This is a genomic window from Aeribacillus sp. FSL M8-0254, assembly GCF_038008845.1.
In the GTDB taxonomy this organism is placed as follows: Bacteria; Bacillota; Bacilli; order Bacillales; family Aeribacillaceae; genus Aeribacillus; species Aeribacillus composti.
The window spans coordinates 1568070-1593562 of record NZ_JBBOZY010000001.1; the positions used below are offsets into that span (position 1 = coordinate 1568070).

The window sequence follows — 25493 nt, forward strand, 5'->3', positions numbered from 1 at the left end:
CAAGGCGCATATAAGATGTTTTTACAATTTAATCAATTCGGCAGTAGGAAACGGGGCAATTTTCACAATTGATGTCATCTTTTAAATATTGAAGATCGTGAATGGTGATTTTTTTATTTTGAAAAGAAATTACGCCTTTTTTCCGCAAATTGCTCAACATTCGATTGATGCTTTCTCTAGTTGCTCCGCAAAAATTCGCAAGCTCCTGATTGGTCATGTCGATATTGATGAGAATGCCATTTTCAGTTTCTACTCCATAGGTGTTCGCCATTCGTATGAGTGTGGAGTATAAGGCACCTTTCTTCCCGTTTAAAATCAAATCGCGGAATTTTGTTTGAGTAATTTGATATTGCTCGCTCATCCATTTTAGGAACGAAAGGCTAAGATTCGGATTTTCAAACAGTTTGCATTCTAATCGTTCTTTTTTTATGAAATAAATAGAACTGTTTTCCAAAACTTTTGCGTTAAATATGTGCTTCGGATCATTTGAAAAAAAAGAAAATTCACCAATAAGGTCGCCTTTTTTGCAGATCTTTAGCGCCAATTCTCTTCCATCTGAAGTTGTTTTGCTTATTTGCACCAAGCCGGATTGGATGCAATATAATTCATGAACCTCCATGCCTTCTTGAAAAAGATACGTCCCTTCCCTCACGTTTATGATTCCGTCGAAATATTCATGCAAAGCACTCAATGGATCGGTTAAGAATGGATCCGCCACTTGTTTGACCATTATAAAACCTCCTTTCAAGAAGGAAACCATCTATATACCAATATTTTACCAGAACCTAGGAATCTTGATTGTGAAAAAATGGTGAATTGTGATGTAAAGCACATTTTTTTTTGAATAAAAATTAGGTGATTACAAAAAAATAAAATGAATTTAAATGATAAGGAGGGAAAAAGAGTGCCGCAACGCATTCAATCGTATGTAAATCAAGCGCAGCAAGCATTGCAGCAGATTCAACAAATTGCCAAAATACTGAAACAGCAAGAACAGCAAAACGCTAATCAAGCGTTTAGCTCAAATCAATTTACAGCACAACAGACACAAGCATTTGGACAAAAGGAACAAAATGCGGTGCAAAATTTGCAGCAAATTGAAAATTTGGCTCAGTCGCTTCATAGTCAAGCACAGCAGCTGCAAAATTATCAACCGAAAAACCAGTATCAAGCAGTATACCAAGCTCAACAACCGCAAAATCAATATCAAAGTCAGCAATCATCCGGCTTCAGCTTCAATCCGTTAAGCGGACAAGCAAGCCAAATGAACGTCAATGAAGTGCGCCAGCAAAATCAACAATCAGCACAGCAAATACCGAATCAGTATCAATCGCAGCAATCATCCGGCTTCAGCTTTAATCCGTTAAGCGGACAAGCAAGCCAAACGAACGTCAATGAAGTGCGCCAGCAAAATCAACAATCAGCACAGCAAATACCGAATCAGTATCAAGCGCAGCAATCATCCGGCTTCAGCTTCAATCCGTTAAGCGGACAAGCGAGCCAAACGAACGTCAATGAAGTGCGCCAGCAAAACCAGCAATCAGCGCAGCAAATACCGAACCAGTATCAATCGCAGCAATCATCCGGCTTCAGCTTTAATCCGTTAAGCGGACAAGCGAGCCAAACGAACGTCAATGAAGTGCGCCAGCAAAATCAGCAATCAGCACAGCAAATACCGAACCAGTATCAATCGCAGCAATCATCCGGCTTCAGCTTCAATCCGTTAAGCGGACAAGCGAGCCAAACAAACGTCAATGAAGTGCGCCAGCAAAACCAGCAATCAGCGCAGCAAACCCAAGCTCCGTTTTAAGCAAACGCGGCAAGCAGGAGCAAATTAGAGCTAAACAACATGCGGACAAAATGATAACTAAAGAGTTAATAACCTGTAAAAGACCGTAGAATGTATTTCTGCGGTCTTTTCATCATGTTAAGGGAAGTTTTTCGAAATATTTGTAAGAAATTCAAAAAATGTGAAACTTCATTCTTATCAATCTCGTAAAATAAATTGAAAATAATCATTATAATGGAGGAGATGACTTTAATGAGTGAGCAACTGAACATTCAGCATTCAAATGAAAAAGTGGATAAACCGTCGTTGTTAGGGATTGTGACAAGTCCGATTGAGACGCTTGAGCGGATCAAACAACAGCCAAAAGTATTGCTTCCATTAATTGTTGTCATTATTATTTCATCTTTGGCAGCTTACCTTTCAGTGTTATCAGTCGACTATAGCATCGTGGAAGAGGAATTAGGTGCAGAAGGAGCAGCTTACGTCGGCGCATTTACAGCAGTCGGTGCACTTGTGTCTGGTATCATTGGCGGACTTATTACACTATTGATTTCGGCACTCATCCTTTTTGCCATTGTAAAAATTGCCGGAAAACAAATTCGTTTTAAACAAATGTTTTCAATGACCGTTTTTATTTCTCTTGTTACATCAATAGGAACACTGTTAAATGCGATTATTTTATATTTTGTCGGTGGAGGAGACATCACTAATCAAGTATTTACTAGTTTAAACAGTATTGTAGGAGCTGAAGGGGCGCTTGGATCATTTTTGTCATCTATCGAAATTTTTGGAATTTGGGGAACAATATTGACCGCTTTTGGGCTTCATCATGTAGGTCAACTGTCAAAAGGTGCATCATGGACTATTTCAATCGTTTTATTCATTCTTGGCAGTCTGCTATTGACATTATCTGGAGCAACACAATCATTAGTGGGGGCATAGTAATAGTATGAGAAAGAAAGTTTTGATCGGTGTAGGAGTAGCAGTTATCATCGCTTTATTTGTTGGGATCAGTATTTTTCGTGCTGCATCGAAGGAAAATCCGACTGTAGAAACAGTCAAATTGGAGCAAAAAGAAATTACCGGGAATGTTATGATTCCCGGTACTCTTCAATTAATGAATGAACAAAAAATTTATTATGATGCTGAAAGAGGAAAGATCAAAAAAATCCTTGTCAAAGAAGGGGACAAAATAAAAAAAGGAGCACCTCTCGTCATTTATGAAAACGAACAATTAGAGCTTGAAAAGGAACAGGCCAAGCTTTCGATTGAACAAAGCTATATCAAACTAGATCAAATCAATGAGCAGTTGGATGATCTGAAGAAAAAAGAAGAAGAATTGAAAAAACAAGTAGGTAAAGAAGAAGCAGAAAAGCAAATAGAAAATGAAAAAAATCAACTGCAAATGGATAAGAAAATGACGAATCTTGAGCTTAAACAACAGAAGATTCAACTGGAAACAGTAGAAAAGAAGATTTTAGAACTTGAAGTGAAAAGCGAAGTTGATGGAATTGTGATTACCGTAGATGAAGACGCAGCAGTAGCAATGGGCGAAAATGTGAAGCCGCTCATACATATTGGCAGTTTGAACAAAATGAAAGTGGAAGGGGTCATTTCTGAATACGATTCTTTAAAAATTAAAGAAGGTCAGCCTGTAGTTTTAAAATCTGATGTGGTGCCTGATGCAAAATGGAAAGGAAAAGTATTGAAAATTGGCATTTTGCCTCAACAAGGCGGGGAGATGGCGGCGGAAATAGGAAACGAGGCTGTCCAGTATCCAGTGGAAGTTCTTGTCCAAGATCAGAACATCCCTGTGAAGCCTGGCTTTAAATTGATTATGGAAATTGAAACGGAAAGAAAAAAAGCGAATGTCATTCCTCTTACCGCTGTTCAACAAGATGATGATCAACAATATGTTTATGTAGTGAAAAACGGAAAAATAACAAGAAAAGAAATTAAAACCGGTACTTCAACCGATGAATATATTGAGGTGACGAGCGGTTTAACAAAAGATGATGAAATTGTTCGTGAACCATCTGATGAAATCAAAGCAGGCGTGGAAGTGACAATCAAATGATCAAGCTGGAAGATGTGACGAAATCTTATAGAAACGGTAAAGAAACAATGGATGTGCTCAAAAACATCAATTTAGAAATCCGGCAGGGGGATTTTGTGGCCATTATGGGGCCGTCCGGTTCCGGCAAATCAACTCTCATGAATATTATTGGCTGTTTGGACCGCCCGACATCAGGTGCTTACTATTTTGAAGGGAAGGATATATCGTCTCTTGATGATCAAGAATTGGCCAAAATACGCAACAAGAAAATCGGTTTTGTTTTTCAGCAGTTTCATCTTCTGCCGCGGTTGAGCGCCTTAAAAAATGTAGAGCTGCCAATGATTTACGCCGGCATTGGAAAAAAACAGCGGGATGAACTCGCTAAGCAGGCTTTAATAAAGGTTGGACTCGGCGATAGAATCCAGCATATGCCAAACGAATTATCGGGAGGCCAAAAACAACGGGTGGCAATAGCTCGAGCCATTGTGAATAATCCAAAGCTCATTTTGGCAGATGAACCGACTGGTGCATTGGATACGAAAACAAGCGAAGCAATTATGGAACAATTTACAATGCTAAATAAAGAAGGGACAACCATCATTGTCGTAACGCATGAACATGAAGTGGCTCAATTTGCTAAGCGTACGATTGTAGTAAGAGATGGAGAAATTTTACAAGAAGATTTGGGACGGGGGAGCACATTATGAATTTGATGGAAAATTTTCGGATGGCGTTTTCCTCCATTCTTGCCCATAAGCTCCGTTCAATTCTGACAATGCTAGGAATAATTATCGGTGTCGGATCTGTTATTTTAGTTGTAGCAATCGGCCAAGGGGGCGAACAAGCCTTAAAAGCCCAAATTGCAGGCAGCAGCAATACGATAGAAGTGTATTATCAACCAAGTGAAGAAGAGTTGAAAGCAAATCCGAACGCAATGTTAGTGGATCCGTTTACCCAAGAAGATGTTGAAGCGTTGAAAGAGATCCCTGAAGTTAAACAGGTTGTTGCTTCCACGACAAGTTCTTACCAAATAAGGTATAAAGAAGAAACAATCGATGCCACGGTCTATGGGATCAATGCTGCATATATGGATGTCAATCAATTAAACATTCATAAAGGCCGACTGTTTACGGAAGCGGATTTTTTAGGCGGCAGACGTGTTGCGATTATTAGCGACCAACTAGCAGAAGATTTATTTAAAAAACATAATCCGATTGGCGAGGTCGTTTGGGTATCGAATCAGCCGTTCGAAATTATCGGCATACTTGAAAAACCGACAGGAATTTTTGCCTTTGGCATGTCGGAAATTTACACTCCATGGACGGCTTATCGAAATGCTTTCGGTCAAACGAATTATACGCAAGTAACGCTTGAAGCAGTTAGTGCAGACGAAATCAAAGCTGCAGGGGAAAAAGCTGAGCAATTGCTAAACGACATGCATCAAACAGAAGATTCGTATCAAGTGGTGAATTTTGAAGAAATTGCAGAATCCATCGGCCAAATTACCCGTATTATGACCATGATTATCGGAAGCATAGCCGGAATTTCCCTCGTAGTTGGCGGCATCGGTGTCATGAACATCATGCTCGTCTCCGTCACCGAGAGAACGAGAGAAATCGGCATCCGCAAAGCTCTTGGTGCAACAAGGAGACAAATTTTGCTGCAATTTTTAATTGAATCGATGACATTAACATTAATTGGGGGAACTTTAGGGATTTTATTAGGTGCAGGAATTGCATCCATCATTTCCATTTTTGCCGGTTGGCCATCATTAGTATCATGGCAGGTTGTCGTCGGCGGACTTTTATTCTCAATGTTTATTGGGATTCTCTTTGGACTATTGCCGGCAAACAAGGCGGCAAGATTGGATCCAATCGAATCGTTAAGATATGAGTGATACAGAAAGCTGCTGGCTCTGCCTTCCATAGGCGAGAAAAATTCATGCTAATACAATCTGTTTTTTAAACAAAACAAAAAAGGTGTCCAACTTTATTGGACACCTATTCTGTGCGACGGGCAGTCGTACTTTGTGTAGGGATTCTACACTGAATGAGTCGTTAAAGGCTGGAGCACGATACCTATGGTAAACACGGCTCTGAATAACCTGGAAGACTCATTTTTTCTCGAAGGTGAAAGTCCTTCCACTGGAGTGCTGATACAACCAGTGAAGACTAATCTAGGGCATCATCGTGAGGTGGTGTCTGAAGGAGATGCGGAAAGTCGAGAGACCCGTAGTCGGTTAGGCAGACCCAAATGCATAAGCGTGAAGCACAGCGGCAGGGTAAGTTGACGACCATGCGGAAATAATGGGAAGTCCTCTACTGAGAGTAGTGGTCTCTGTTCGATAAATCAGCTGAATAGAGATGGCTTATCAAGTGATGGTGCTGGGTATGCTTATAAGGAAGGTACGATGACCCCGTGAGGTCTCCATTCTACCTTAGGGACATCCATCTATAAGGGCAATCCGAAATGATGAATGTGAATGGAGAAGTCAGACGTTCCCATAGTACGGAAGTAGTATTTGGACCAAACCAAGTATGAACGGAAGGGGAACGACCTTGTGGCTCTACATCTGTAAAGGTGTGTAATGCGAACAGGAAACGATACTGCGGTAAAAACGAACTGAATGTACACAATGAAAGGTGTGGAATATGCAATGAACCGTGCGTTAACTTTAAAATGGCATAGTATTTATGGACAAATTCTCTTTGACAGGAAATTAAAAGCAGCCTGGGATAAGGTAGAAGCGAACGGTGGGTCTGGCGGTATCGATGGTGAAACGATAGACAGCTATCGATATAACTTAGATGAGAATCTAAACTCACTTTTACAAAAGTTAAGAAGAAAAGAATATAAACCTTCCCCAGTAAGAAGACATTACATTCCAAAGAAGAACGGCAAACTTAGACCTTTAGGAATCCCTAACATTGAAGACCGAATTGTCCAACAAGCTCTAGTAGATGTGCTACAACCGAAATTCGAAAATGGCTTTTTCCATAAATGGTCATGTGGTTATAGACCAAATCTAGGCGCGAAGCGCGTCCTACAAATAATCATGGCTAATATCGAACAAGGATATAACTACATTTATGATGCAGATATCAAAGGCTTCTTCGACAATATTCCGCATAAGAACTTAATGAGAGTGTTAAACAAATACATTGCGGATGGAACGGTATTAGACATGATTTGGAAATGGTTAAAAGCTGGATACATGGAGGAAGGAAAATACCATGCAACAGCTTCAGGAACACCCCAAGGGGGTGTCATTTCTCCACTACTTGCCAATATCTATCTAAATGAGCTTGATTGGATGTGGGCTGAGCACAATTTTCGATTTGTCAGATACGCAGACGATTTCCTGGTGTTTGCTAAAACAGAGGAAGACATCAAGAAAGCTGCAGAAGTCACGAAAGAGAAACTAGCGGAACTCGGTCTTGAACTCTCATCGGAGAAAACGAAATTTGTAGATTTCAATAATGACGATTTTGACTTCATAGGGTTTACATTTGAACATTGGCGAAAACGCAAAAAGGATGGTAAACCATACTATATCGCTAAACCAAAAGATGCAACTTGGAAAGATTTTCGTCAGAAAATAAAAGCAAAGACAAGGAAAACACTCACACTCAGCAAAGAGAAATGGCTTGGGCAGGTTAATCCAATCATTCGAGGCAAGGTAAACTATTTTCTGACGATCTATGAAGCAATTAAGGCAAATGCACAATTTGGATTTAAAAGTTCTTGCTTCTTTCAAGCATTTGGAAAAGAGTTATTAGCGATAGATGGTTACATACGAAAAAGGTTAAGAGTTGCCATGATACACAGTCATCCAAATCAAAGAAAAGGACATCTTATGAAAACAAAATGGAATAATGAATTCTTTGCGAGGATAGGTTTAATACCAGCATATTGGTATTACTATCATAAAATTTATGGATTTACTTTAGAAAATTACATTCAACGTATGAAAGAAAAACAACGAAAAGAACTCGAAAGACGTAAACAAAGAGCGAAAGAAGAGGGTCAAGAGTTTTACACTCCTGACCGTGTCCGTAAAATGCAATATGCGCAAAGGTTAGCGACGTATTAATTGTAACACATTGGTAAGCCGTATGCCTTAATAGGGCACGTACGGTTTGATGAGGGGGTAGCCTTGAAAGAGGTTACCCTACTCTATTTTGAAAACATAGATACACGATGGTGCCATCGGATACTGAAAATCAATCCGATCGCCATCATGCTGCCAATAAGGGAGCTTCCTCCATAGCTGATAAAAGGAAGCGGTATACCTGTGATCGGCAGAAGGCCAATCGTCATGCCGACATTTTGAAATACATGGAAGACAAACAAGCTGATGACACCAGTACAAAGATAGCTGTTAAACGGTTCAGTTGTTTCAATTGACACTTTAATGATGTGATAGATTAATAAGAAAAATAAACTAATGACAATACTAGTGCCGATAAATCCAAATTGCTCCCCAATCACACTGAATATAAAGTCGGTGTGGTTTTCAGGGATATATACTTGTCCATGCCCAACCCCTTTTCCGAAAATTTGTCCAGATCCGATAGCTTTTAGAGAATTGAGCAAATGATAGCCTTCATCGCTTTTATATCCTTCGGGATTTAACCATGCATAAATCCGGCCGAACTGATATTGCTGGGCACCTAAATATTTGGCAAGAACTTCAGGCATTCGCAATACAAGATAAAAAATTGTTGCAGCAAAGAGGGTTACGATGAGGAACCCTAATGTAAGAATCCGCCAAGATATGCCTGAAACAAGAATAAGGCCGGCTAAAATGGCAAACATGACAAGCGCAGTCCCAAAGTCAGGCTGCAGTATAACGAACAATACCGGTACTGCTGTCGTCACACCCATTTTACATAACAAAATGAGATCGGTTTGAATAGTTCGATGCAAATACTTTTGATGATGCTTGCAAATAATATGGCTCAACGCAATGATTAAGAAAACTTTCATGATTTCTGAAGGCTGAAACGAAAAACCGGGAAGAGTAAACCATGCTTTGGCGCCATTTCTTTCTTCTGCGATTTTTTCGGGAGCAATCATTAGCAAAAATAGAAGAAAAATTCCAAAACCGTATAAATACCATGTCATTTTTTGAATTTGTTCTGAATCGAACATCATGACAACACCGGCAATAAGACAGCCGGCTGCATAGAAGGCAATTTGCCTAAAAATAAAATCCACAGCATATTGTCCTGAAGTCGTTTGCGCTCCGTAAATGGCCACGCAGCTCGCGCAAAATAGTAGAAATATAATAAATGCTAATTGATAATCAAACCGCGATTGCGCCTTTTTGTTAGAATCCATGAAGCCCACCAACTTTATGAAAATGATTTTTTTAGAAGAGTAGAATTTCCTTATGTTAGACGAATGGTAAAAGCGAAAGGTTTCAAGCGCAAGTACGTTTATTATAGTAGCACACTTTCATTTGTTTGCACACATTTTATTCATCTATTTAAGATCCCTTTGCTTCATTATTTCGTCTAATCCATAAACTGTCATTAACTGGAGATGATGAAAATGAAGAAAGTCTTGATTGGTTTGTTGCTGCTCTTCTTGGCCGCCTGCAGCAATTCAGAACAAAAATCATCCGTAGAAAGTGCTAAAATGGATCAGACCATGATAGAGAAAAAAATTGAAAAAAAAGGAGAAATGGAAACAGTTGAAGCGAAATCAGCTGCCAGCACATACTCAAACGAACGAAAAGTTATGTACACTGCGAATATAACGGCAGAAGTGGTAAGCTATGATGAAACGATTGCAAACTTAACAAAGAAGGCCGAAAGCAGAGGGGGCTATATCATTCAATCAAATGCAGTGGAACAGAATGGAAAGATCGAGGCATATGTAACGTTCCGCATTCCTCAAAATGAACTTCAACGATTTATAGAGGAAGTGAAAAAGGCAAGCAAATCAGTCAAATCGGAGCAAATGACTGGTGAAGATCAAACAGAAGAATATGTCGATTTAAACTCTCGATTGAAATCGAAGCAAGCGGTTGAAGCTCGGCTTCTTAAATTTATGGAGTCGGCTGAGAAAACAGAAGACTTGTTGAAAATTTCGAAAGATTTGGCAGCTGTCCAAGAAGAAATTGAACAATTAAAGGGCAGAATCAAATATATTGAAAATAGAACAGATTATGCAACAGTTGAACTGCAATTAACAGAAATAAAATCTCATGAAAATTTTTCAAAGGATTTTAATACGTGGGAAAAAACGAAAGAACAATTTTTGACAAGCATTCATTGGATTGTTCAGGCGGCATCTTGGATTGTTGTGCTCGTTGTAGGGAATTTACCAATTGTTTTATTGGCGCTTATTATATTTTTCTTCGTCTATCGAACATTTAAAAAGAAACAGGAGAAGACTGAGTAATCTTTTTTACTTATGGATCGAGCTGTTAAAATGATGAAGACCGCACAATTTATTAATGAAATTGTGCGGTCTTTTTCGTGCGACGGGCAGTCGTACTTTGTGTAGGGATTCTACACTGAATGAGTCGTTAAAGGCTGGAGCACGATACCTATGGTAAACACGGCTCTGAATAACCTGGAAGACTCATTTTTTCTCGAAGGTGAAAGTCCTTCCACTGGAGTGCTGATACAACCAGTGAAGACTAATCTAGGGCATCATCGTGAGGTGGTGTCTGAAGGAGATGCGGAAAGTCGAGAGACCCGTAGTCGGTTAGGCAGACCCAAATGCATAAGCGTGAAGCACAGCGGCAGGGTAAGTTGACGACCATGCGGAAATAATGGGAAGTCCTCTACTGAGAGTAGTGGTCTCTGTTCGATAAATCAGCTGAATAGAGATGGCTTATCAAGTGATGGTGCTGGGTATGCTTATAAGGAAGGTACGATGACCCCGTGAGGTCTCCATTCTACCTTAGGGACATCCATCTATAAGGGCAATCCGAAATGATGAATGTGAATGGAGAAGTCAGACGTTCCCATAGTACGGAAGTAGTATTTGGACCAAACCAAGTATGAACGGAAGGGGAACGACCTTGTGGCTCTACATCTGTAAAGGTGTGTAATGCGAACAGGAAACGATACTGCGGTAAAAACGAACTGAATGTACACAATGAAAGGTGTGGAATATGCAATGAACCGTGCGTTAACTTTAAAATGGCATAGTATTTATGGACAAATTCTCTTTGACAGGAAATTAAAAGCAGCCTGGGATAAGGTAGAAGCGAACGGTGGGTCTGGCGGTATCGATGGTGAAACGATAGACAGCTATCGATATAACTTAGATGAGAATCTAAACTCACTTTTACAAAAGTTAAGAAGAAAAGAATATAAACCTTCCCCAGTAAGAAGACATTACATTCCAAAGAAGAACGGCAAACTTAGACCTTTAGGAATCCCTAACATTGAAGACCGAATTGTCCAACAAGCTCTAGTAGATGTGCTACAACCGAAATTCGAAAATGGCTTTTTCCATAAATGGTCATGTGGTTATAGACCAAATCTAGGCGCGAAGCGCGTCCTACAAATAATCATGGCTAATATCGAACAAGGATATAACTACATTTATGATGCAGATATCAAAGGCTTCTTCGACAATATTCCGCATAAGAACTTAATGAGAGTGTTAAACAAATACATTGCGGATGGAACGGTATTAGACATGATTTGGAAATGGTTAAAAGCTGGATACATGGAGGAAGGAAAATACCATGCAACAGCTTCAGGAACACCCCAAGGGGGTGTCATTTCTCCACTACTTGCCAATATCTATCTAAATGAGCTTGATTGGATGTGGGCTGAGCACAATTTTCGATTTGTCAGATACGCAGACGATTTCCTGGTGTTTGCTAAAACAGAGGAAGACATCAAGAAAGCTGCAGAAGTCACGAAAGAGAAACTAGCGGAACTCGGTCTTGAACTCTCATCGGAGAAAACGAAATTTGTAGATTTCAATAATGACGATTTTGACTTCATAGGGTTTACATTTGAACATTGGCGAAAACGCAAAAAGGATGGTAAACCATACTATATCGCTAAACCAAAAGATGCAACTTGGAAAGATTTTCGTCAGAAAATAAAAGCAAAGACAAGGAAAACACTCACACTCAGCAAAGAGAAATGGCTTGGGCAGGTTAATCCAATCATTCGAGGCAAGGTAAACTATTTTCTGACGATCTATGAAGCAATTAAGGCAAATGCACAATTTGGATTTAAAAGTTCTTGCTTCTTTCAAGCATTTGGAAAAGAGTTATTAGCGATAGATGGTTACATACGAAAAAGGTTAAGAGTTGCCATGATACACAGTCATCCAAATCAAAGAAAAGGACATCTTATGAAAACAAAATGGAATAATGAATTCTTTGCGAGGATAGGTTTAATACCAGCATATTGGTATTACTATCATAAAATTTATGGATTTACTTTAGAAAATTACATTCAACGTATGAAAGAAAAACAACGAAAAGAACTCGAAAGACGTAAACAAAGAGCGAAAGAAGAGGGTCAAGAGTTTTACACTCCTGACCGTGTCCGTAAAATGCAATATGCGCAAAGGTTAGCGACGTATTAATTGTAACACATTGGTAAGCCGTATGCCTTAATAGGGCACGTACGGTTTGATGAGGGGGTAGCCTTGAAAGAGGTTACCCTACTCTATAATTTGAATTTTTTAACTCCGTCTTCAAAGAAGCTTGCGAGCCAAGGCATGTTTTTTTAGGGGTATCTTTAATTCGTTTTTTCGCATAATAGAAGCCCTCATTATTGTTTTAGAAACGTTGATATATTGAGGATTTGGCTTTCCGGAAAGCCCTGGAAATACCGATTGCAGCGCTTTTGCTTTCGTCATCGTTTGTTTATTATGGGCAGTTTCGGACTTCACGTACTAAAAATGTGAAGTCTCTTTGTTATGAATTCGCTGCGTTTATTCTGCATTTAATTAACTAAGTAGTATAAAATATATCCGCAAATGATCGATAAAAAAAGATGCTGAAGAAACCGCTGCAAACGATGTTCAAAAAATGTTTTTATTTGTAGAGCCGGCTTAGTTTTTTCTGCGTTCACCATGTTCACCTCTCATTTGTACAAATATATGCGAATTAGAAGGTTAAAATGAATAAACACCTTCAAATGATTGGAATGATGATTATTCAGCTTGACGATTTTGTTTTTGGGAGAAGGATGATAGGAAGAATTCAGTTATGTAGGAGGACAAATAGATTAATAAACGTAGAATTATAGCAGACAAAAGAAGCTGTAAAAAGAATGAGTTTGGACGGCTTTAAAACATGTTGAAAAAATCGATCTTACTGCCTTAAGAAAGATATGCGCGGGAAAGTAATGATGTTGATTCGGACATTCATCTTCTAAACAAATGAAGTAGGGGGCAGAGTAAAAAAACTGGAGCGAAAAAAATTTCGCTCCTGACGTTCCCCCTCATTGTATCTACTAAATTTTTGTAAAAAGCAGCTTTCCACCAAGAACTGCAAATAAAATAGATTTGCCGTAATGAATAGCAGAAACTGTTTTTTTAGATTGAAACAGAATTTTTATTTTGCCGGCTAATGCTGAAAATAAGGAAAACAATACCAATGCCTGTACAATGAAAATAAGACCTAGTACAAACATGTCGAGCTGAACATGGACGCTGTTTGTTGATACAAACTGCGGCAAGAAAGCTAAAAAGAACAATGACACCTTCGGATTTAACAGGTTCATCAAGATGCCTCTTTTATATAAAGAAAAGAGTGAAAGACTTTTTACATTTGCTATTTTACCGGAAACTGCTGATTTCCCTTCCTTATAAGATTCCCATGCTAAATATAACAGATAGATCGCACCGACAGATTTAATAGCTGTAAAAATAACAGTAGATTGATAGAGTATGGCTGACAGTCCGAGTGATGCGATTAAAGTATGTCCGATAAGTCCGGTACAAAGTCCGAGAGAAGTGATGAACCCCGCTCGAAAGCCGTAAGACATGCTTTGTGCAATGACAAATAAATTATCGGGTCCTGGTGCAACGGTTAATAAAATAGAAGCTGCAAGAAAACTTAAAATGATGGACAATTCCATTTTTTACGTTCTCCTTTTCGCATAGTGGATCATTATAAAGTTTGGCTGTTTTTTTCTTTGAATAAGAATGAAAAGGGCAAAGTCAAATGACCGCCCATTAGCATGATAAAGTACGATTCGATTCAAAGAAGACAAATACTATGATGATGTTGATGCAGCAAATAAGCAAAACGAGAAATATAGAGCTTTTACTGACGTGCCTGAAACAAACGTTAAGGATGTACGATACAGTTTCAGATAAGTGTTGTGCAATATTTAAGCAAGGCTTTCATGAGAAACGATCAGCCGCCCCTTTTTTAAAACGCCCAATTTCCTTTTCGGAAGATTGGTTCACGTGTGCCGTCCGGAAGAATGCCGTCGATGTCCATTTCTGCACTTCCGATCATAAAATCAACATGTGTAATGCTCGTGTTGAGACCATGCTGTTTCAATTCATCCTCTGTCATCGTTTTTCCGCCTTCTAAGCAAAATGCATAGGCGCTGCCGATCGCTAAATGGTTTGAAGCATTTTCGTCAAACAACGTGTTATAAAATAAAAGATTTGACTTTGAGATCGGTGAGTTATGAGGTACTAAAGCAATTTCACCTAAATAATGAGAGCCTTCATCTGTTTCGACTAATTGCTTCAAAATTTCTTCGCCTTTTTCGGCTGTTACATTTGTAATGCGTCCTCGTTCAAATGTGATGACAAAATTTTCGATTAAATTTCCGCCGTAGCTTAACGGTTTTGTGCTAGTCACATAACCATTTACCCCATCTTTTTTCGGAGCTGTGAACACTTCTTCTGTAGGCATGTTTGCCATGAAAGAAACGCCTTTTTCATTAACGCTTCCTGCTCCCACCCATAGGTGCTTTTCAGGCAGTTCAATAGTTAAATCCGTTCCAGGAGCTTGATAATGGAGCTTTCTATATTTTTTCGCATTTAAATAATCGACTTTTTGATGAAGACTTTCATTATGTTTTTTCCATGCAGAAACCGGATCTTCCTCATTAATGCGTGTTGCTTGAAAAATAGCATTCCATAATTTTTCAACTCGAAGCGATTTTTCTTCATTTGGAAAAACTTTCTCCGCCCATTCTTCGCTTGCGGCAGCGATAACCGTCCAGCTGACTTTATCCGATTGTATGTATCTGCGAAACGTATTTAAAGCCGTTCCAGACGCTTTCTGGAAATTAGCGATTCTCTCAGGCTGAATGCCTTTTAATAAATCAGGGCTTTGGGACACAATAGAAATAAAAGCTGCATTTCTTTCTGCTAGGGCAGTTCTTTCGAGAGACTTCCATTCAGGATATTCTAAAAACACGTCATCAGGAGCCTTTTCATATTTTAATCTTGTTAAAACATCATCTTGCCAGTCGATATGAATATTCCTTGCACCAACCTCATAAGCTTTTTCCGCAATAAATCGGACGAGTTCTTTTGCATCTATGCTTGCAGAAATGAACAATTCTTGTCCTTTTTGAACATTGACTCCGACCTTGACGGCAAGTTCTGCATATTTTTCAAGCTGCTGTTTGAAAGTTGTCATCATCATTCTCCTTTATTTCCTACATATTTTTTTCTGTATTTTACCAAAAAAATTAAAATAAAACCAATTGGATTGCTTAACGAAAATGAATAATAGAGCTACAATAGAGATAGAAAAGAAAGAAAAAGAAACAGGTGTGTGAAGAATATGAATTTTTTAGATGAAATGGTTATTGTCAACAAATCGCATCGAGAATTAAGAGAAAAAGCCGAAAAACTTGCGGAGAAGTTCGCGGAGCGAGCCGCGAAAAATGATCAGGAATCTTCGTTTCCATTTGAAAACTTTTCAGATTTAAAAACGGAAGGATTTCTGAAATTAACTGTGCCAAAAAAATATGGAGGAAATGAAATTTCTTTATATGAATTTCTGCTTGTGCAAGAAAAAATTGCAGAAGGAGATGGCGCAACAGGTTTATCGTTAGGGTGGCATAATGGAATCGTAATGGATTTATCCGAATCAAAAAAATGGGATGAACGCACGTTTGAGCGCATTTGCGAAGAAATTGTCGCTGAAGGAAAATTAATCAATAGCTGTGCATCAGAACCGGCTGCCGGAAGTCCTGCAAGAGGCGGAAAACCAAAAACAACGGCAAGAAAAGAAGGAAACAGCTGGATTATTAATGGCCATAAATCGTTCACATCACTGGCCCCGATTCTAGATTATTTTATTGTAACCGCAACAATTGAAGAAACAGGTGAGGTTGGCGAATATTTAGTCCCAAAAGGAGCAGAGGGGCTTTCCATAAAAGAAACATGGGATACAATCGGCATGCGCGCGACAAGAAGCGACGATTTATTACTGCACAACGTAAAGGTCGAAAAAGACGCTCTCGTTTCGATCAGACAAGCTACATTCAGTCCTTCCACTCCGAAAGGATGGCTTTTACATATTCCTGCCTGCTACCTCGGGGTCGCTATCGCCGCAAGAAACTTTGCTGTCAAATATGCAAAAGAGTATCAACCTGCCAGTCTTTCTCATCCAATTTCAGAACTTGCGGAAGTGCGGCGAAAAACAGCTGAAATGGATCTGGAGCTTACAAGCGCACGGCATTTTATGTACAGTGTGGCGAAAAAATGGGATGAACAGCCGCATTTACACGAACAAATGGGGCATGAGCTGGCTGCCGTAAAATATGTTGCCACAAACAGTGCGATCAAAGTCGTTGACCTAGCCATGCGAATTGCAGGCGGACAAAGCTTAAGAAAAGAATTCCCATTGGAGCGCTACTATCGGGATGTCAGATGCGGTCTTCATAATCCTCCAGCAGATGATATAACGTTAAAAATTTTCGGTGACCGTGCTTTTCAAGAATAAAAGAACACAAAAGGCGTTTTCTCAGGCTGAAAAGTTGATGGACAGCCGAAAAACGCCTTTTATTATTTTTCTGTGTTCATTCGTTTCTTAGTACAAATAAAAGCTTTCATTTATTACATTTGAACAAAAATTGTTCATTGGCTTTAACTTCATTCAATTTTTTTTTATTGTCAAAACAACTTTGGCTTTTGTTTCACATCAAATGAAAAGTAGATGCTGTCTTGTAAAAATGTTAAGATGCCCATTCTTTCAGCTTTTGATCGGAAGGTAAAAGCATGGAGAGCATGCCGATAAATGGAAGAAAGCCGCACGCGATCATAACTGGCTTTAAGCCGAATAAGTCCGCGAGAGCGCCGAGCACGACTGATCCTAAAGCGCCTAAACCGAAGGCAAGACCGACCATTAAGCCTGATGCAGTTCCTATTTTTCCAGGCATCAGCTCTTGTGCGTATACGACAACTACAGAAAAGCTTGACAAAATAATAAAGCCGTTAATGAGCATTATTGGAACTGCCCAAAATTCATTCACATAAGGCAAAATGACCGCCAGCGGAGCTGATCCAAGCATTGAGAAAGCAATGATATTCCGTCTTCCGAAACGATCTGAAAGCGGCCCTCCTAAAAATGTTCCGATTGCACCTGCTGCTAAAAATATAAAAATATATAGCTGTGTTTTGCTGATGGAAAGTCCATGTTCATGAATTAAATAAAAAGGGTAAAAATTAGTGATTGCTGCATGATACCATGAACGAGCAAAAACTAAGAAGATGAGCAGCATAAGTCCAATTTTCACTTGCTTTTTTCGAGCGGCAGGAACTTGCACAACGGCTTTTTTTGCGCTTGTTTTTTTTCGGTGGTTGTCGAGCTTTTCCTTATACCAATTTGCAATGTATAGAAGGACGATGACGGCCATGCCGGCAATTAAAGTAAACCAAATCGCGCCAAATTGTCCCATAGGGACGAAAATAAGAGCTGTCATAATGGGAGCAAGAGATTGTCCAGCATTACCTCCAACTTGAAAAATGGATTGGGCGAGCCCTTTTCGTTCTCCCGCTGCTAAATGCACCACTCTTGAACCTTCCGGATGAAAAACGGCTGAACCGATTCCGACGAAAAATACCGAAACTAAAACAATCCAATAATTAGGTGCAAAAGCAAGTCCCAGCATGCCGAAAAACGTACACGTAAGCCCGATGGGCAGCAAATAAGGCATCGGCTTTTTATCTGTATAAAACCCGACAGCAGGCTGAAGCAAAGATGCCGTTAGCTGAAGGCTGAATGTAATGAATCCAAGCTGCATATATGTAAGATTCATTGATTTTTCCAATATAGGGAAAACTGCTGGAATAACAGCTTGAATCGAATCGTTTAGAAGATGAACAAATCCGATAATAAATAATATTCTGTATAATGTAATTTGCCCCGTATTCTGTTTTTGAACAGCTGCTTCCATTGTGGTTTCTCCTCTCATATTTATTCGTATGTCTAAATATTTTACTTGATTTTACAAAAATATGAAATAAAAATGTTTAACAGTTTACAGTAGTTTTATTATGTCGACTTATTATATATAAAGGTCTGTCTAGAAGGTCAAATTTCCATTGAAAACAAAAAACTCATAAACATCGATATATGAACGTTTTCTAAAGCATGAAAGGGGGCATCCATAAGCCAAAAAAGACTCATTGGACAGCCCCCTAAAAGCGTGCAAATAGTATTTAATTTAAAGCTTCAGATAACGTTTCAAGATTGCGTTTCATAATGCTGAAGTAGTCTTCGTTGTTTTTTAAATCTGTTTCCGAAACACTTTCTAAATTATGTAGCGTTAATGATTTGGCACCAATTTCTTGTTGGATGATTTTTGCTACCTTTTCAGATACATTTTGTTCAAAGATCACATGTTTTAAATGATGTTTTTTCGATAGTTCAATGATTTTGACAAGCTGCTTTTGACTAGGCTCATCTGTTGGAGATAATCCCGATATTGGAATTTGTTCAATATCGTAGCGGTCTTCCCAATAACCATAAGCAGCATGAGCCACAAGAATATATTTTGTTTTCGATTTTTTAATTGTTTCTTGAAATGATTGATCCAGTTCTTCAAGATCTTGTTTAAGTTGAGCGAAATTTTGTTCAAAATATTCTTTTTGATCAGGAGCCGCTTCCGTTAAAGCGTTCTTGATGTTTTCCGCAAGAGTAATGGCCCTATTTGGATCAAGCCATACATGAGGGTCAACATCTCCATGTGCATGATCGTGTTCCTCTTCGTTTTGGTTCTCATGTTCTTCTTCATGATCTGAATCTTCTTCATGATGTGAATGCTCTTCTTCTCCACTTTCATGGTCATGTTCATCTTCGGACGCACTTAATAATGGGATTCCTTCAGCTGCTTTTACAATTTTGACATTGCCGTCTTTCAGCGTTTTTTCTGCCTTATCGGCAAATCCTTCTATACCAGCTCCAGTATAGATAAATAAATCCGCTTTCGCGATTGCTTCCAAAGTTTTTAATGTAGGTTCATACGTGTGGGCTTCTACATTCGGTGGGTAAACACTCTCGACGTGAACGTATTTACCGCCGATTTTTTTAGTGAAATCTGTCAGTGGATAGATTGTTGTATAAATTTCAATTTCTTTTTGATTGTTTTTGTCCTCATTATGATTGTTCGTTTCGGAAGCATTGTTGTTATTTTGGCCGCAGCCGATAGGAAAGATTGCAAGCATTGCCATTAAAAATGCAAAAAAGACTTTTTTCATCGATTTGAACTCCTTTCAAAATATATGAGTACCCCGCTGTATTAAATCGTAATGATTTCGATTTAATTATATATAACATTTTCTAAATGGGCAAGGCTAGAAGCACTAAAAACAAAAATATCACAAACTATAACATTTTGTTATACCCCATGTTGAATAAGCATTTCACACCAATCCTTCTCACTGGTACCCTTTAATTAGGATATTAAAGAGGTGAACTTGAATGGTGGAAATGGTTTTGCTGCTCGCTCTTGGACTTTTGTCAGGCGCTTATGGGGTAATGGTGGGAGCAGGAGGAGGATTTGTGTTTGTTCCTGCTCTCTTATTGCTGTTGAAATTGCCTCCTGAAATTGCAGCTGGTACGGGTCTTGTTGTGGTTTTTCTCAATTCCATATCAGGGTCGATGAATTATATACGGCAAAAGCGTGTTCATTTTTCTATCAGTTGGCCGATCATCTTCGGCTCCATCCCGGGAACGTTTATCGGCACTTGGCTGTTGGGAATTATTTCACCCGACTTTTTTTATTGGATATTTGCCGCTGCTTTATTCATGCTCGGGATGTTTTTGCTTTTAAAAAAAGCTCCGGAAGAGCCGGAACATAGTATGAAAGCAGGTTTTTTCAATGAGGGCAGAAACCGTTTAAAAGCTGTTTTTTTATTCATCATCGGACTTTTGTTGGGAACTTTATCGAATTTTTTTGGAATTGGCGGCGGATGGTTGCTCGTCCCCATTTTAATTTATTTATTGAAGATTCGTCCTCACGACGCAACTGCGATTTCTCTTTTTGCATTATCGATCTATTCACTTGTTGGTGCGCTGAATCAAATTGCATTAGGGAATGTTAATTGGACGGCCTGCTTGTGGGGCGGAATAGGAGTGATGATCGGCTCTCAACTGGGAGCTATCTTATCAACAAAAGTGCCTGGAAAATGGATTTTGCAAATGTTGTCTTTTTTGCTGATAGGTGTTAGCATGAAGTTGTTTTTAAGTGTTTAAATTGTAAGGAAGTGATTCCGAATTGGATTTGGAAAGTTTAAAAATGTTTTGTCTTGTTGTTGAGGAAGGGAGCATCAGCCGTGCTGCAAAGCTTGTCTATGTGTCCCAGCCGGCTGTTACGAGAAAAATCCATCAACTAGAGGATTATTATGGAACCCCATTGTTTGACCGTTCGAACGGAAAAATGACTTTGACAAAAGCCGGCAAAATGTTATATCCGATTGCCAAAAATATTGTGGAAGAAATTCAACAATCAAAAGAAGCAGTAAAGGAAATAACCGGACACAAAGATTTTACACTAAGTGTCGGAGCGACGTTGACAATTGGGGAATATCTTTTGCCTAGTCTGCTCGGAAAATTTAAAAAAGAAGTGCCAGATGTAAAGCTTTCATTAGCGATTTCTAATACTCCGGGCATTATTGATCGGCTTGTTGACCGCAAAATTGATATCGGATTTGTAGAAGGAGTTGTAGAAAACAGCATTTTTCATGTAAAAAAGCTTGTCGATGACGAGCTTATTTTAGTATGCGGAAGAGAGCATCCTTTGAAGGAGAAAAAACAAATTGACATTGAAGAGCTGGCAAAAGAAAAAATGATCTGGAGAGAAAAAAATTCAGGAACCCGTCTCATTATCGAAAATACTTTAAAAAAATATGGGGTGTTAGATAAAATAAATTATTATATGGAGCTAGGAAGCACGCAGGCTGTAAAAGCTGCTATAGAATCCGGGCTGGGAATCGGCTTTTTGCCGAGGATTACGGTGTCAAGAGAACTGAAATACGGCTACTTACATGAATTGAAAATAAAAGATGTGGAAATTAAACGGCATTTATCGATATTGTCTCGGACTGAACGGTTCCGCAAAGAAATTGTTGACGAATTTATTGATTTCATTTATAAAAAAATGGTAAGTTCAGGTTAAAATAATTGTTTTCACAATTAATAAAAAAGGATGAAAAAAGATGGCTTTGATATCCGAAATCGCTGATCTTTTGCAACAATCTAAACATGCTGTTGTATTTACTGGCGCAGGAATGTCCACTGCCAGCGGAATTCCGGATTATCGTTCAAAAACTGGTTTGTGGCGCAAAAAGGATCCGAGTAAATTGGCAAGCATTGAAGCGATGGAGACAAACCGTGATGAATTTATTCAATTTTATAAAGAACGCCTTCAATTATATAAAAGCAAATCTCCGAATGAAGGACACTACTTGCTGGCAAAATGGGAAAAGGAAGGGAAGATTCAATCGATTATTACTCAAAACATTGATGGGTTCCATCTCTTAGCAGGAAGCAAAAACGTTATTGAACTTCATGGAACACTTCAAACGTTTCACTGCCACAATTGCGGCCAACGCTTTCTAAATGATGTATACTTGAAAAATCAATATTATTGCGGCTGCGGGGGCTTTATTCGTCCTTCCATTACACTGTTCGGAGAGCTGCTTTCGGAAGATGCTTTTAGAGATGCGGAGCTTGAAAGTGAAAAAGCAGACGTTATGATCGTGCTTGGTTCATCTTTAACAGTTCGGCCAGCGAACGAAATACCGTTTTTGGCAAAAAGGATGGGAGCGGTATTAGTGATTGTCAACCAAGAACAAACAGACTTCGATGAATGGGCTGATTTTGTTTTTCATAACGATATTTTACAATTTTTGAATGAATTGAATAATCGATTGAACAGGTGAAATGTTAAATGAGAAGGATTTGTGTCATACCTTGCGGAACAAAAAAAGTATGGGATAAAGAGCCCAGTGCAGGTGCTGTTTCCGCAGAAAAAGCGTATATAGGAGTTTTTCACCGCCTTTGCCAGGCGTATGCTAAAAAATTTTTCGATGAATGGGTGATTTTGTCTGCCAAGCATGGCTTTTTGCGGCCAAATGATTTTGTGCCTGGTCCTTACAATGTTTCCTTTAGCATGAAAAAGCATCCTGAATTAATGACAATCAACCAATTGAAGGAACAAGCGGTTGAAAAAAATTTGTTAGATGTAGATGATATTGTTCTTTTGGGAGGAAAGAAATTCCGTCCATATATAGAACAAGTGTTTACAAATAAGACAGCTTTTCATTATCCTCTTTCCGATTGCAAAGGAATAGGGTTTATGCAGCAAAAGTTGAAACAAGCGATTGATTTTGGCCAAGAAATACAAGAATAATGTCATTCAAGTTGTAATGGGGGAGTATTGATGAAAAAGGAGTTTGCCGTAATCGGGTTGGGGCGGTTCGGCGGAAGCATTTGCCGAACGTTATCGGAAGAAGGAGCAGAGGTGCTTGCCATTGATGTGGATGAGGATCGAGTAAACGAATTTGCCAATATTGTTTCACATGCTGTTGTAGCGGATACAACGGATGAAGCCGTATTAAAAAGCTTGGGAATCAGAAATTTTGATCATGTGATCGTAGCCATCGGCGACAATATTCAAGCGAGCATTTTGACAACCATTATGTTGAAAGAACTAGGAGTTAAGCATATAACGGTGAAGGCTCAAAACGACTATCATGAAAAGGTTTTGTCAAAAATAGGAGCAGATACAGTTGTTCACCCTGAACGGGATATGGGGCGGCGGCTTGCCCATAATCTTCTTTCGAACAATGTGTTGGACTATCTTGAGCTGTCGGAAGAGCACAGCATTGTTGAAATTGCTGCTAACCGCAACATTGCCGGCCATTCTCTCATCGAGCTCGATATTCGTGCGAAATACGGAATCAATATTGTTGCGATTAAACGAAATAACGAAATTATCGTATCGCCGCAAGCTACAGAAGTAATCAAGGCAGGAGATATTTTAATTGTCATCGGAGCTGACGTCGATATTGATCGGTTTGAAAAGAAAGTGCTAGGAGAATAATGAAAACTTATATACATTCTTTCGGAGCTTTAAATGTTTCATCCGCATGGGCAAAATCAAAATCTACTGAAGAATGAACTGAACTTATCCAGTCAAGTAAAAACAATCATTTGAAGCTTACATGGTAATTGAATGAGAAGCAGCTGTCTAGAATGCCTAAAGACAGTTCTTCTCATTCTTTTTTTGTTTGCCGGCTCAAAATCCTTGCTTATTGCAAGAATGTCGTTGTTTTTTCTGGCAATCGAATACATGTCTTCTTTAACTACAAATTGATTTCTTTATTATCTCCCTTTACTGCTGCCACTTGCAGCACCTGCTCCTGAAAAATTCTGATTATGACATTATCCAAGTCGAATTTTTTCATCAAATGTTTTTCAAATGATTGCGTATAAATTTATATGATGGCACAAACGTACATAAAATGTCTTTCTGCTCTTCTATTAAACACTTGTATATCGAAAAAATTAACCATAAAACTTTTCGGTATTTTTCATTTACATGTTTATACCCATTCCTTTCGCTTCGCTCAAGGCACAAAACGTAATGAAACAATTGTGCCACCGGCGTTATTTTTATTATTCTAAAGTCATAGGGATAACAGTCAACTACAAATCACGCGGAGGTGAGTGGGCCACTCTGGTTGCAGGGTGACCGCATGTTTATATGTGTAGATTGCCTTTCCAAGCACAAATAAGTGTGACTTCGAGCACGCAGACTTATCTTTGTATAAACAACTACTCGTTTATTGCTGGGCAATCAGTCAATGCTGTCTATCCCTTTAATAACGTGAAAGGAGTTATCCCTATGGGATTAAAGATTGTTTATCCAATATGCTGTGGGATTGATGTCCACAAAACCTTTGTTGTTGCCTGTATTGCTTCTACCAACAAAGGTGTCACTACTTACAAACGCCATCGCTTTTCTACCTATACAAAAGGATTGAAAGAGCTGTCACAATGGCTTTGTGAAAATAACTGTAAGGATGTTTGTATGGAATCTACCGGGAAATACTGGATTCCCGTGTTTAATGTTCTAGAGGATTCCTGTAACATTACTCTTGCACATCCAAAATATGTTAAGGCTATCCGTGGTAAAAAAACTGATAAAAAAGATGCCAAATGGATTGCCGATTTATTTAAGCATGATCTAGTAGCTGGAAGCTTTATGCCACCGCTGGCTATCAGACAGCTTCGTGACCTTATGCGTTATCGTTTTAAATTGACTAATTTTATGTCGAGTGAGAAGAATCGTCTTCAGAACTGTTTAACTGTATCTAATATTCAACTTGGAAATGTTGTTTCGGATACCTTCGGTAAAAGCTCCATGAACATTATTGACAAGATTTTAGGGAATCCCTTGGATACCACTTTTGACATAGAACCTTTAATTCACGGTTCCATGAAGAAGAAACTTTCTGATTTGGAACTCGCCATAGACGGATATATTACACCGGAACAGGCTGATAAATTAAAGGTCATTAAACAGCACTATGAAGATCTTCAATCTCGTAAAGCAGATCTTGAAAAAATTATCCTTTCTCTTGCCGAGTCCTACACAGAAGAAATCAACTTAATCTTAACTGTTCCGTCCTTTAAGAACATTTTTTCCGCCATTGCCGTGGTTTCGGAAATAGGTGTTAATATGGACGTGTTTCCGACAGCTAAGCATTTATGTTCCTGGGCAGGACTAACACCCACGAATAACGAGAGTGCCGGCAAGAAAAAGTCAGTAAGAATTTCGAGAGCTGGCTGCTACATCAAGCCTCTTTTGGTACAGTGTGCAACTGCTGTGGTCAAAAGTGAAAAGCATCCCGAAATTCGAAACCGCTACTTAAAACTTAAAAAACGTCGTGGTCACAAACGAGCAATTATTGCAATTGCCCGAATGCTGTTAACAGCTATATACAACATTCTCAAAAAGAAAGAGCCGTATAATCCAGAATTATATAAAAAATCAGACGTTCTTCCAGTAAACCGTGAGATCACGGTAGAACAAGCGATTTTATTAGCTAAAAGTCAAGGTTTTCGAGTGACGGCAGTTACAACTTGATGATCAATCAACCAAATATTTCCAATAAAGTCATCGATGGATGGCTTGTTTTGCTATGCCTATTTTTATTACTTGG

Annotated in this window: 21 protein-coding genes; 15 read left to right on the plus strand and 6 right to left on the minus strand. The window is 38.9% G+C overall.

The window, feature by feature from the left end:
• Positions 1-28: 28 nt before the first annotated feature.
• Positions 29-730, minus strand: a complete 702-nt coding sequence (locus tag NSQ44_RS07615; RefSeq protein WP_340856358.1) for a Crp/Fnr family transcriptional regulator — start codon at positions 728-730, stop codon at positions 29-31.
• A 174-nt stretch (positions 731-904) separates the two neighbouring features.
• On the opposite strand from NSQ44_RS07615, the gene NSQ44_RS07620 reads away from it, so the two are divergent.
• From NSQ44_RS07620 to ltrA (NSQ44_RS07645), 6 genes are all read left to right on the plus strand, one after another.
• Positions 905-1810 (plus strand): hypothetical protein, encoded by a 906-nt coding sequence (locus NSQ44_RS07620; protein WP_340856359.1) that lies wholly within the window; start codon positions 905-907, stop codon positions 1808-1810.
• Between the two features lie 231 nt (positions 1811-2041).
• Positions 2042-2731 (plus strand): Yip1 family protein, encoded by a 690-nt coding sequence (locus NSQ44_RS07625; RefSeq protein ID WP_340856362.1) that lies wholly within the window; start codon positions 2042-2044, stop codon positions 2729-2731.
• A 7-nt stretch (positions 2732-2738) separates the two neighbouring features.
• Entirely contained in the window at positions 2739-3866 is a 1128-nt protein-coding gene (locus NSQ44_RS07630) for an efflux RND transporter periplasmic adaptor subunit (RefSeq protein WP_340856365.1), read from the plus strand.
• Positions 3863-4552 carry an ABC transporter ATP-binding protein gene (locus NSQ44_RS07635; protein ID WP_130157972.1) on the plus strand — a complete coding sequence of 230 codons (690 nt, stop codon included), beginning with the start codon at positions 3863-3865 and terminating at the stop codon, positions 4550-4552. Before NSQ44_RS07630 ends, NSQ44_RS07635 begins: the two co-directional genes overlap by 4 nt.
• Positions 4549-5742, plus strand: a complete 1194-nt coding sequence (locus NSQ44_RS07640) for an ABC transporter permease (RefSeq protein WP_327855902.1) — start codon at positions 4549-4551, stop codon at positions 5740-5742. Before NSQ44_RS07635 ends, NSQ44_RS07640 begins: the two co-directional genes overlap by 4 nt.
• A gap of 738 nt (positions 5743-6480) precedes the next feature.
• Positions 6481-7938, plus strand: coding sequence for a group II intron reverse transcriptase/maturase (gene ltrA, locus NSQ44_RS07645; protein WP_232515578.1), 1458 nt, complete (start codon positions 6481-6483; stop codon positions 7936-7938).
• 83 nt (positions 7939-8021) lie between these two features.
• Here the strand turns inward: ltrA (NSQ44_RS07645) and NSQ44_RS07650 are convergent, their stop codons facing one another.
• Positions 8022-9188, minus strand: coding sequence for an FtsW/RodA/SpoVE family cell cycle protein (locus tag NSQ44_RS07650; protein WP_340856368.1), 1167 nt, complete (start codon positions 9186-9188; stop codon positions 8022-8024).
• Between the two features lie 213 nt (positions 9189-9401).
• On the opposite strand from NSQ44_RS07650, the gene NSQ44_RS07655 reads away from it, so the two are divergent.
• Both NSQ44_RS07655 and ltrA (NSQ44_RS07660) read left to right on the plus strand, forming a co-directional pair.
• Entirely contained in the window at positions 9402-10256 is an 855-nt protein-coding gene (locus NSQ44_RS07655) for a DUF4349 domain-containing protein (protein WP_340856370.1), read from the plus strand.
• 705 nt (positions 10257-10961) lie between these two features.
• Positions 10962-12419 carry a group II intron reverse transcriptase/maturase gene (gene ltrA / locus NSQ44_RS07660; protein ID WP_232515578.1) on the plus strand — a complete coding sequence of 486 codons (1458 nt, stop codon included), beginning with the start codon at positions 10962-10964 and terminating at the stop codon, positions 12417-12419.
• Between the two features lie 875 nt (positions 12420-13294).
• On the opposite strand, the gene NSQ44_RS07665 is transcribed toward ltrA (NSQ44_RS07660), so the two are convergent.
• Positions 13295-13921 (minus strand): LysE family translocator, encoded by a 627-nt coding sequence (locus NSQ44_RS07665; protein WP_339212559.1) that lies wholly within the window; start codon positions 13919-13921, stop codon positions 13295-13297.
• A 296-nt stretch (positions 13922-14217) separates the two neighbouring features.
• On the minus strand, positions 14218-15450 hold the full coding sequence (locus NSQ44_RS07670) for an aminopeptidase (RefSeq protein WP_063389631.1): 1233 nt from the start codon (positions 15448-15450) through the stop codon (positions 14218-14220).
• Between the two features lie 147 nt (positions 15451-15597).
• Here NSQ44_RS07670 and NSQ44_RS07675 point away from each other — a divergent pair, with 147 nt between their 5' ends.
• A complete protein-coding gene (locus NSQ44_RS07675) occupies positions 15598-16764 on the plus strand; it encodes an acyl-CoA dehydrogenase family protein (RefSeq protein ID WP_340856373.1) in 1167 nt (388 codons plus the stop codon).
• A gap of 232 nt (positions 16765-16996) precedes the next feature.
• Here the strand turns inward: NSQ44_RS07675 and NSQ44_RS07680 are convergent, their stop codons facing one another.
• Entirely contained in the window at positions 16997-18217 is a 1221-nt protein-coding gene (locus tag NSQ44_RS07680) for an MFS transporter (RefSeq protein WP_340856376.1), read from the minus strand.
• A gap of 265 nt (positions 18218-18482) precedes the next feature.
• The gene (locus NSQ44_RS07685; protein ID WP_094245629.1) at positions 18483-19520 is read right to left on the minus strand and encodes a metal ABC transporter substrate-binding protein; all 1038 of its coding nucleotides are present in this window, start codon (positions 19518-19520) and stop codon (positions 18483-18485) included.
• Positions 19521-19743: 223 nt separating this feature from the next.
• Here NSQ44_RS07685 and NSQ44_RS07690 point away from each other — a divergent pair, with 223 nt between their 5' ends.
• The 6 genes from NSQ44_RS07690 to NSQ44_RS07715 all read left to right on the plus strand — a co-directional run bounded on the left by NSQ44_RS07690 (position 19744) and on the right by NSQ44_RS07715 (position 25417).
• Complete coding sequence (locus NSQ44_RS07690; RefSeq protein WP_094245630.1) at positions 19744-20517, plus strand: sulfite exporter TauE/SafE family protein; 774 nt, start codon at positions 19744-19746, stop codon at positions 20515-20517.
• A gap of 22 nt (positions 20518-20539) precedes the next feature.
• A complete protein-coding gene (locus NSQ44_RS07695; protein WP_063389634.1) occupies positions 20540-21439 on the plus strand; it encodes a LysR family transcriptional regulator in 900 nt (299 codons plus the stop codon).
• A 40-nt stretch (positions 21440-21479) separates the two neighbouring features.
• A complete protein-coding gene (locus tag NSQ44_RS07700; RefSeq protein ID WP_340856379.1) occupies positions 21480-22205 on the plus strand; it encodes an NAD-dependent protein deacylase in 726 nt (241 codons plus the stop codon).
• Between the two features lie 8 nt (positions 22206-22213).
• Positions 22214-22675 carry a DUF6884 domain-containing protein gene (locus tag NSQ44_RS07705; RefSeq protein ID WP_063389636.1) on the plus strand — a complete coding sequence of 154 codons (462 nt, stop codon included), beginning with the start codon at positions 22214-22216 and terminating at the stop codon, positions 22673-22675.
• Positions 22676-22702: 27 nt separating this feature from the next.
• Entirely contained in the window at positions 22703-23368 is a 666-nt protein-coding gene (locus NSQ44_RS07710; RefSeq protein WP_269467019.1) for a potassium channel family protein, read from the plus strand.
• 804 nt (positions 23369-24172) lie between these two features.
• Positions 24173-25417: an IS110 family transposase gene (locus NSQ44_RS07715; RefSeq protein WP_044899849.1), complete on the plus strand. Its 1245-nt coding sequence runs from the start codon at positions 24173-24175 to the stop codon at positions 25415-25417.
• Positions 25418-25493: the final 76 nt, after the last annotated feature.

Bases quoted from the DNA above. Each gene is read 5' to 3' on its own strand.
- NSQ44_RS07690 (WP_094245630.1), top strand. From the start codon at position 19,744: ATGGTGGAAATGGTTTTGCTGCTCGCTCTTGGACTTTTGTCAGGCGCT.
- NSQ44_RS07650 (WP_340856368.1), bottom strand. From the start codon at position 9,188: ATGGATTCTAACAAAAAGGCGCAATCGCGGTTTGATTATCAATTAGCA.
- ltrA (WP_232515578.1), top strand. From the start codon at position 10,962: ATGAAAGGTGTGGAATATGCAATGAACCGTGCGTTAACTTTAAAATGG.
- NSQ44_RS07615 (WP_340856358.1), bottom strand. From the start codon at position 730: ATGGTCAAACAAGTGGCGGATCCATTCTTAACCGATCCATTGAGTGCT.
- NSQ44_RS07670 (WP_063389631.1), bottom strand. From the start codon at position 15,450: ATGACAACTTTCAAACAGCAGCTTGAAAAATATGCAGAACTTGCCGTC.
- NSQ44_RS07655 (WP_340856370.1), top strand. From the start codon at position 9,402: ATGAAGAAAGTCTTGATTGGTTTGTTGCTGCTCTTCTTGGCCGCCTGC.
- NSQ44_RS07625 (WP_340856362.1), top strand. From the start codon at position 2,042: ATGAGTGAGCAACTGAACATTCAGCATTCAAATGAAAAAGTGGATAAA.
- NSQ44_RS07685 (WP_094245629.1), bottom strand. From the start codon at position 19,520: ATGAAAAAAGTCTTTTTTGCATTTTTAATGGCAATGCTTGCAATCTTT.
- ltrA (WP_232515578.1), top strand. From the start codon at position 6,481: ATGAAAGGTGTGGAATATGCAATGAACCGTGCGTTAACTTTAAAATGG.
- NSQ44_RS07635 (WP_130157972.1), top strand. From the start codon at position 3,863: ATGATCAAGCTGGAAGATGTGACGAAATCTTATAGAAACGGTAAAGAA.
- NSQ44_RS07700 (WP_340856379.1), top strand. From the start codon at position 21,480: ATGGCTTTGATATCCGAAATCGCTGATCTTTTGCAACAATCTAAACAT.
- NSQ44_RS07705 (WP_063389636.1), top strand. From the start codon at position 22,214: ATGAGAAGGATTTGTGTCATACCTTGCGGAACAAAAAAAGTATGGGAT.
- NSQ44_RS07630 (WP_340856365.1), top strand. From the start codon at position 2,739: ATGAGAAAGAAAGTTTTGATCGGTGTAGGAGTAGCAGTTATCATCGCT.
- NSQ44_RS07715 (WP_044899849.1), top strand. From the start codon at position 24,173: ATGGGATTAAAGATTGTTTATCCAATATGCTGTGGGATTGATGTCCAC.
- NSQ44_RS07680 (WP_340856376.1), bottom strand. From the start codon at position 18,217: ATGGAAGCAGCTGTTCAAAAACAGAATACGGGGCAAATTACATTATAC.
- NSQ44_RS07640 (WP_327855902.1), top strand. From the start codon at position 4,549: ATGAATTTGATGGAAAATTTTCGGATGGCGTTTTCCTCCATTCTTGCC.
- NSQ44_RS07675 (WP_340856373.1), top strand. From the start codon at position 15,598: ATGAATTTTTTAGATGAAATGGTTATTGTCAACAAATCGCATCGAGAA.
- NSQ44_RS07665 (WP_339212559.1), bottom strand. From the start codon at position 13,921: ATGGAATTGTCCATCATTTTAAGTTTTCTTGCAGCTTCTATTTTATTA.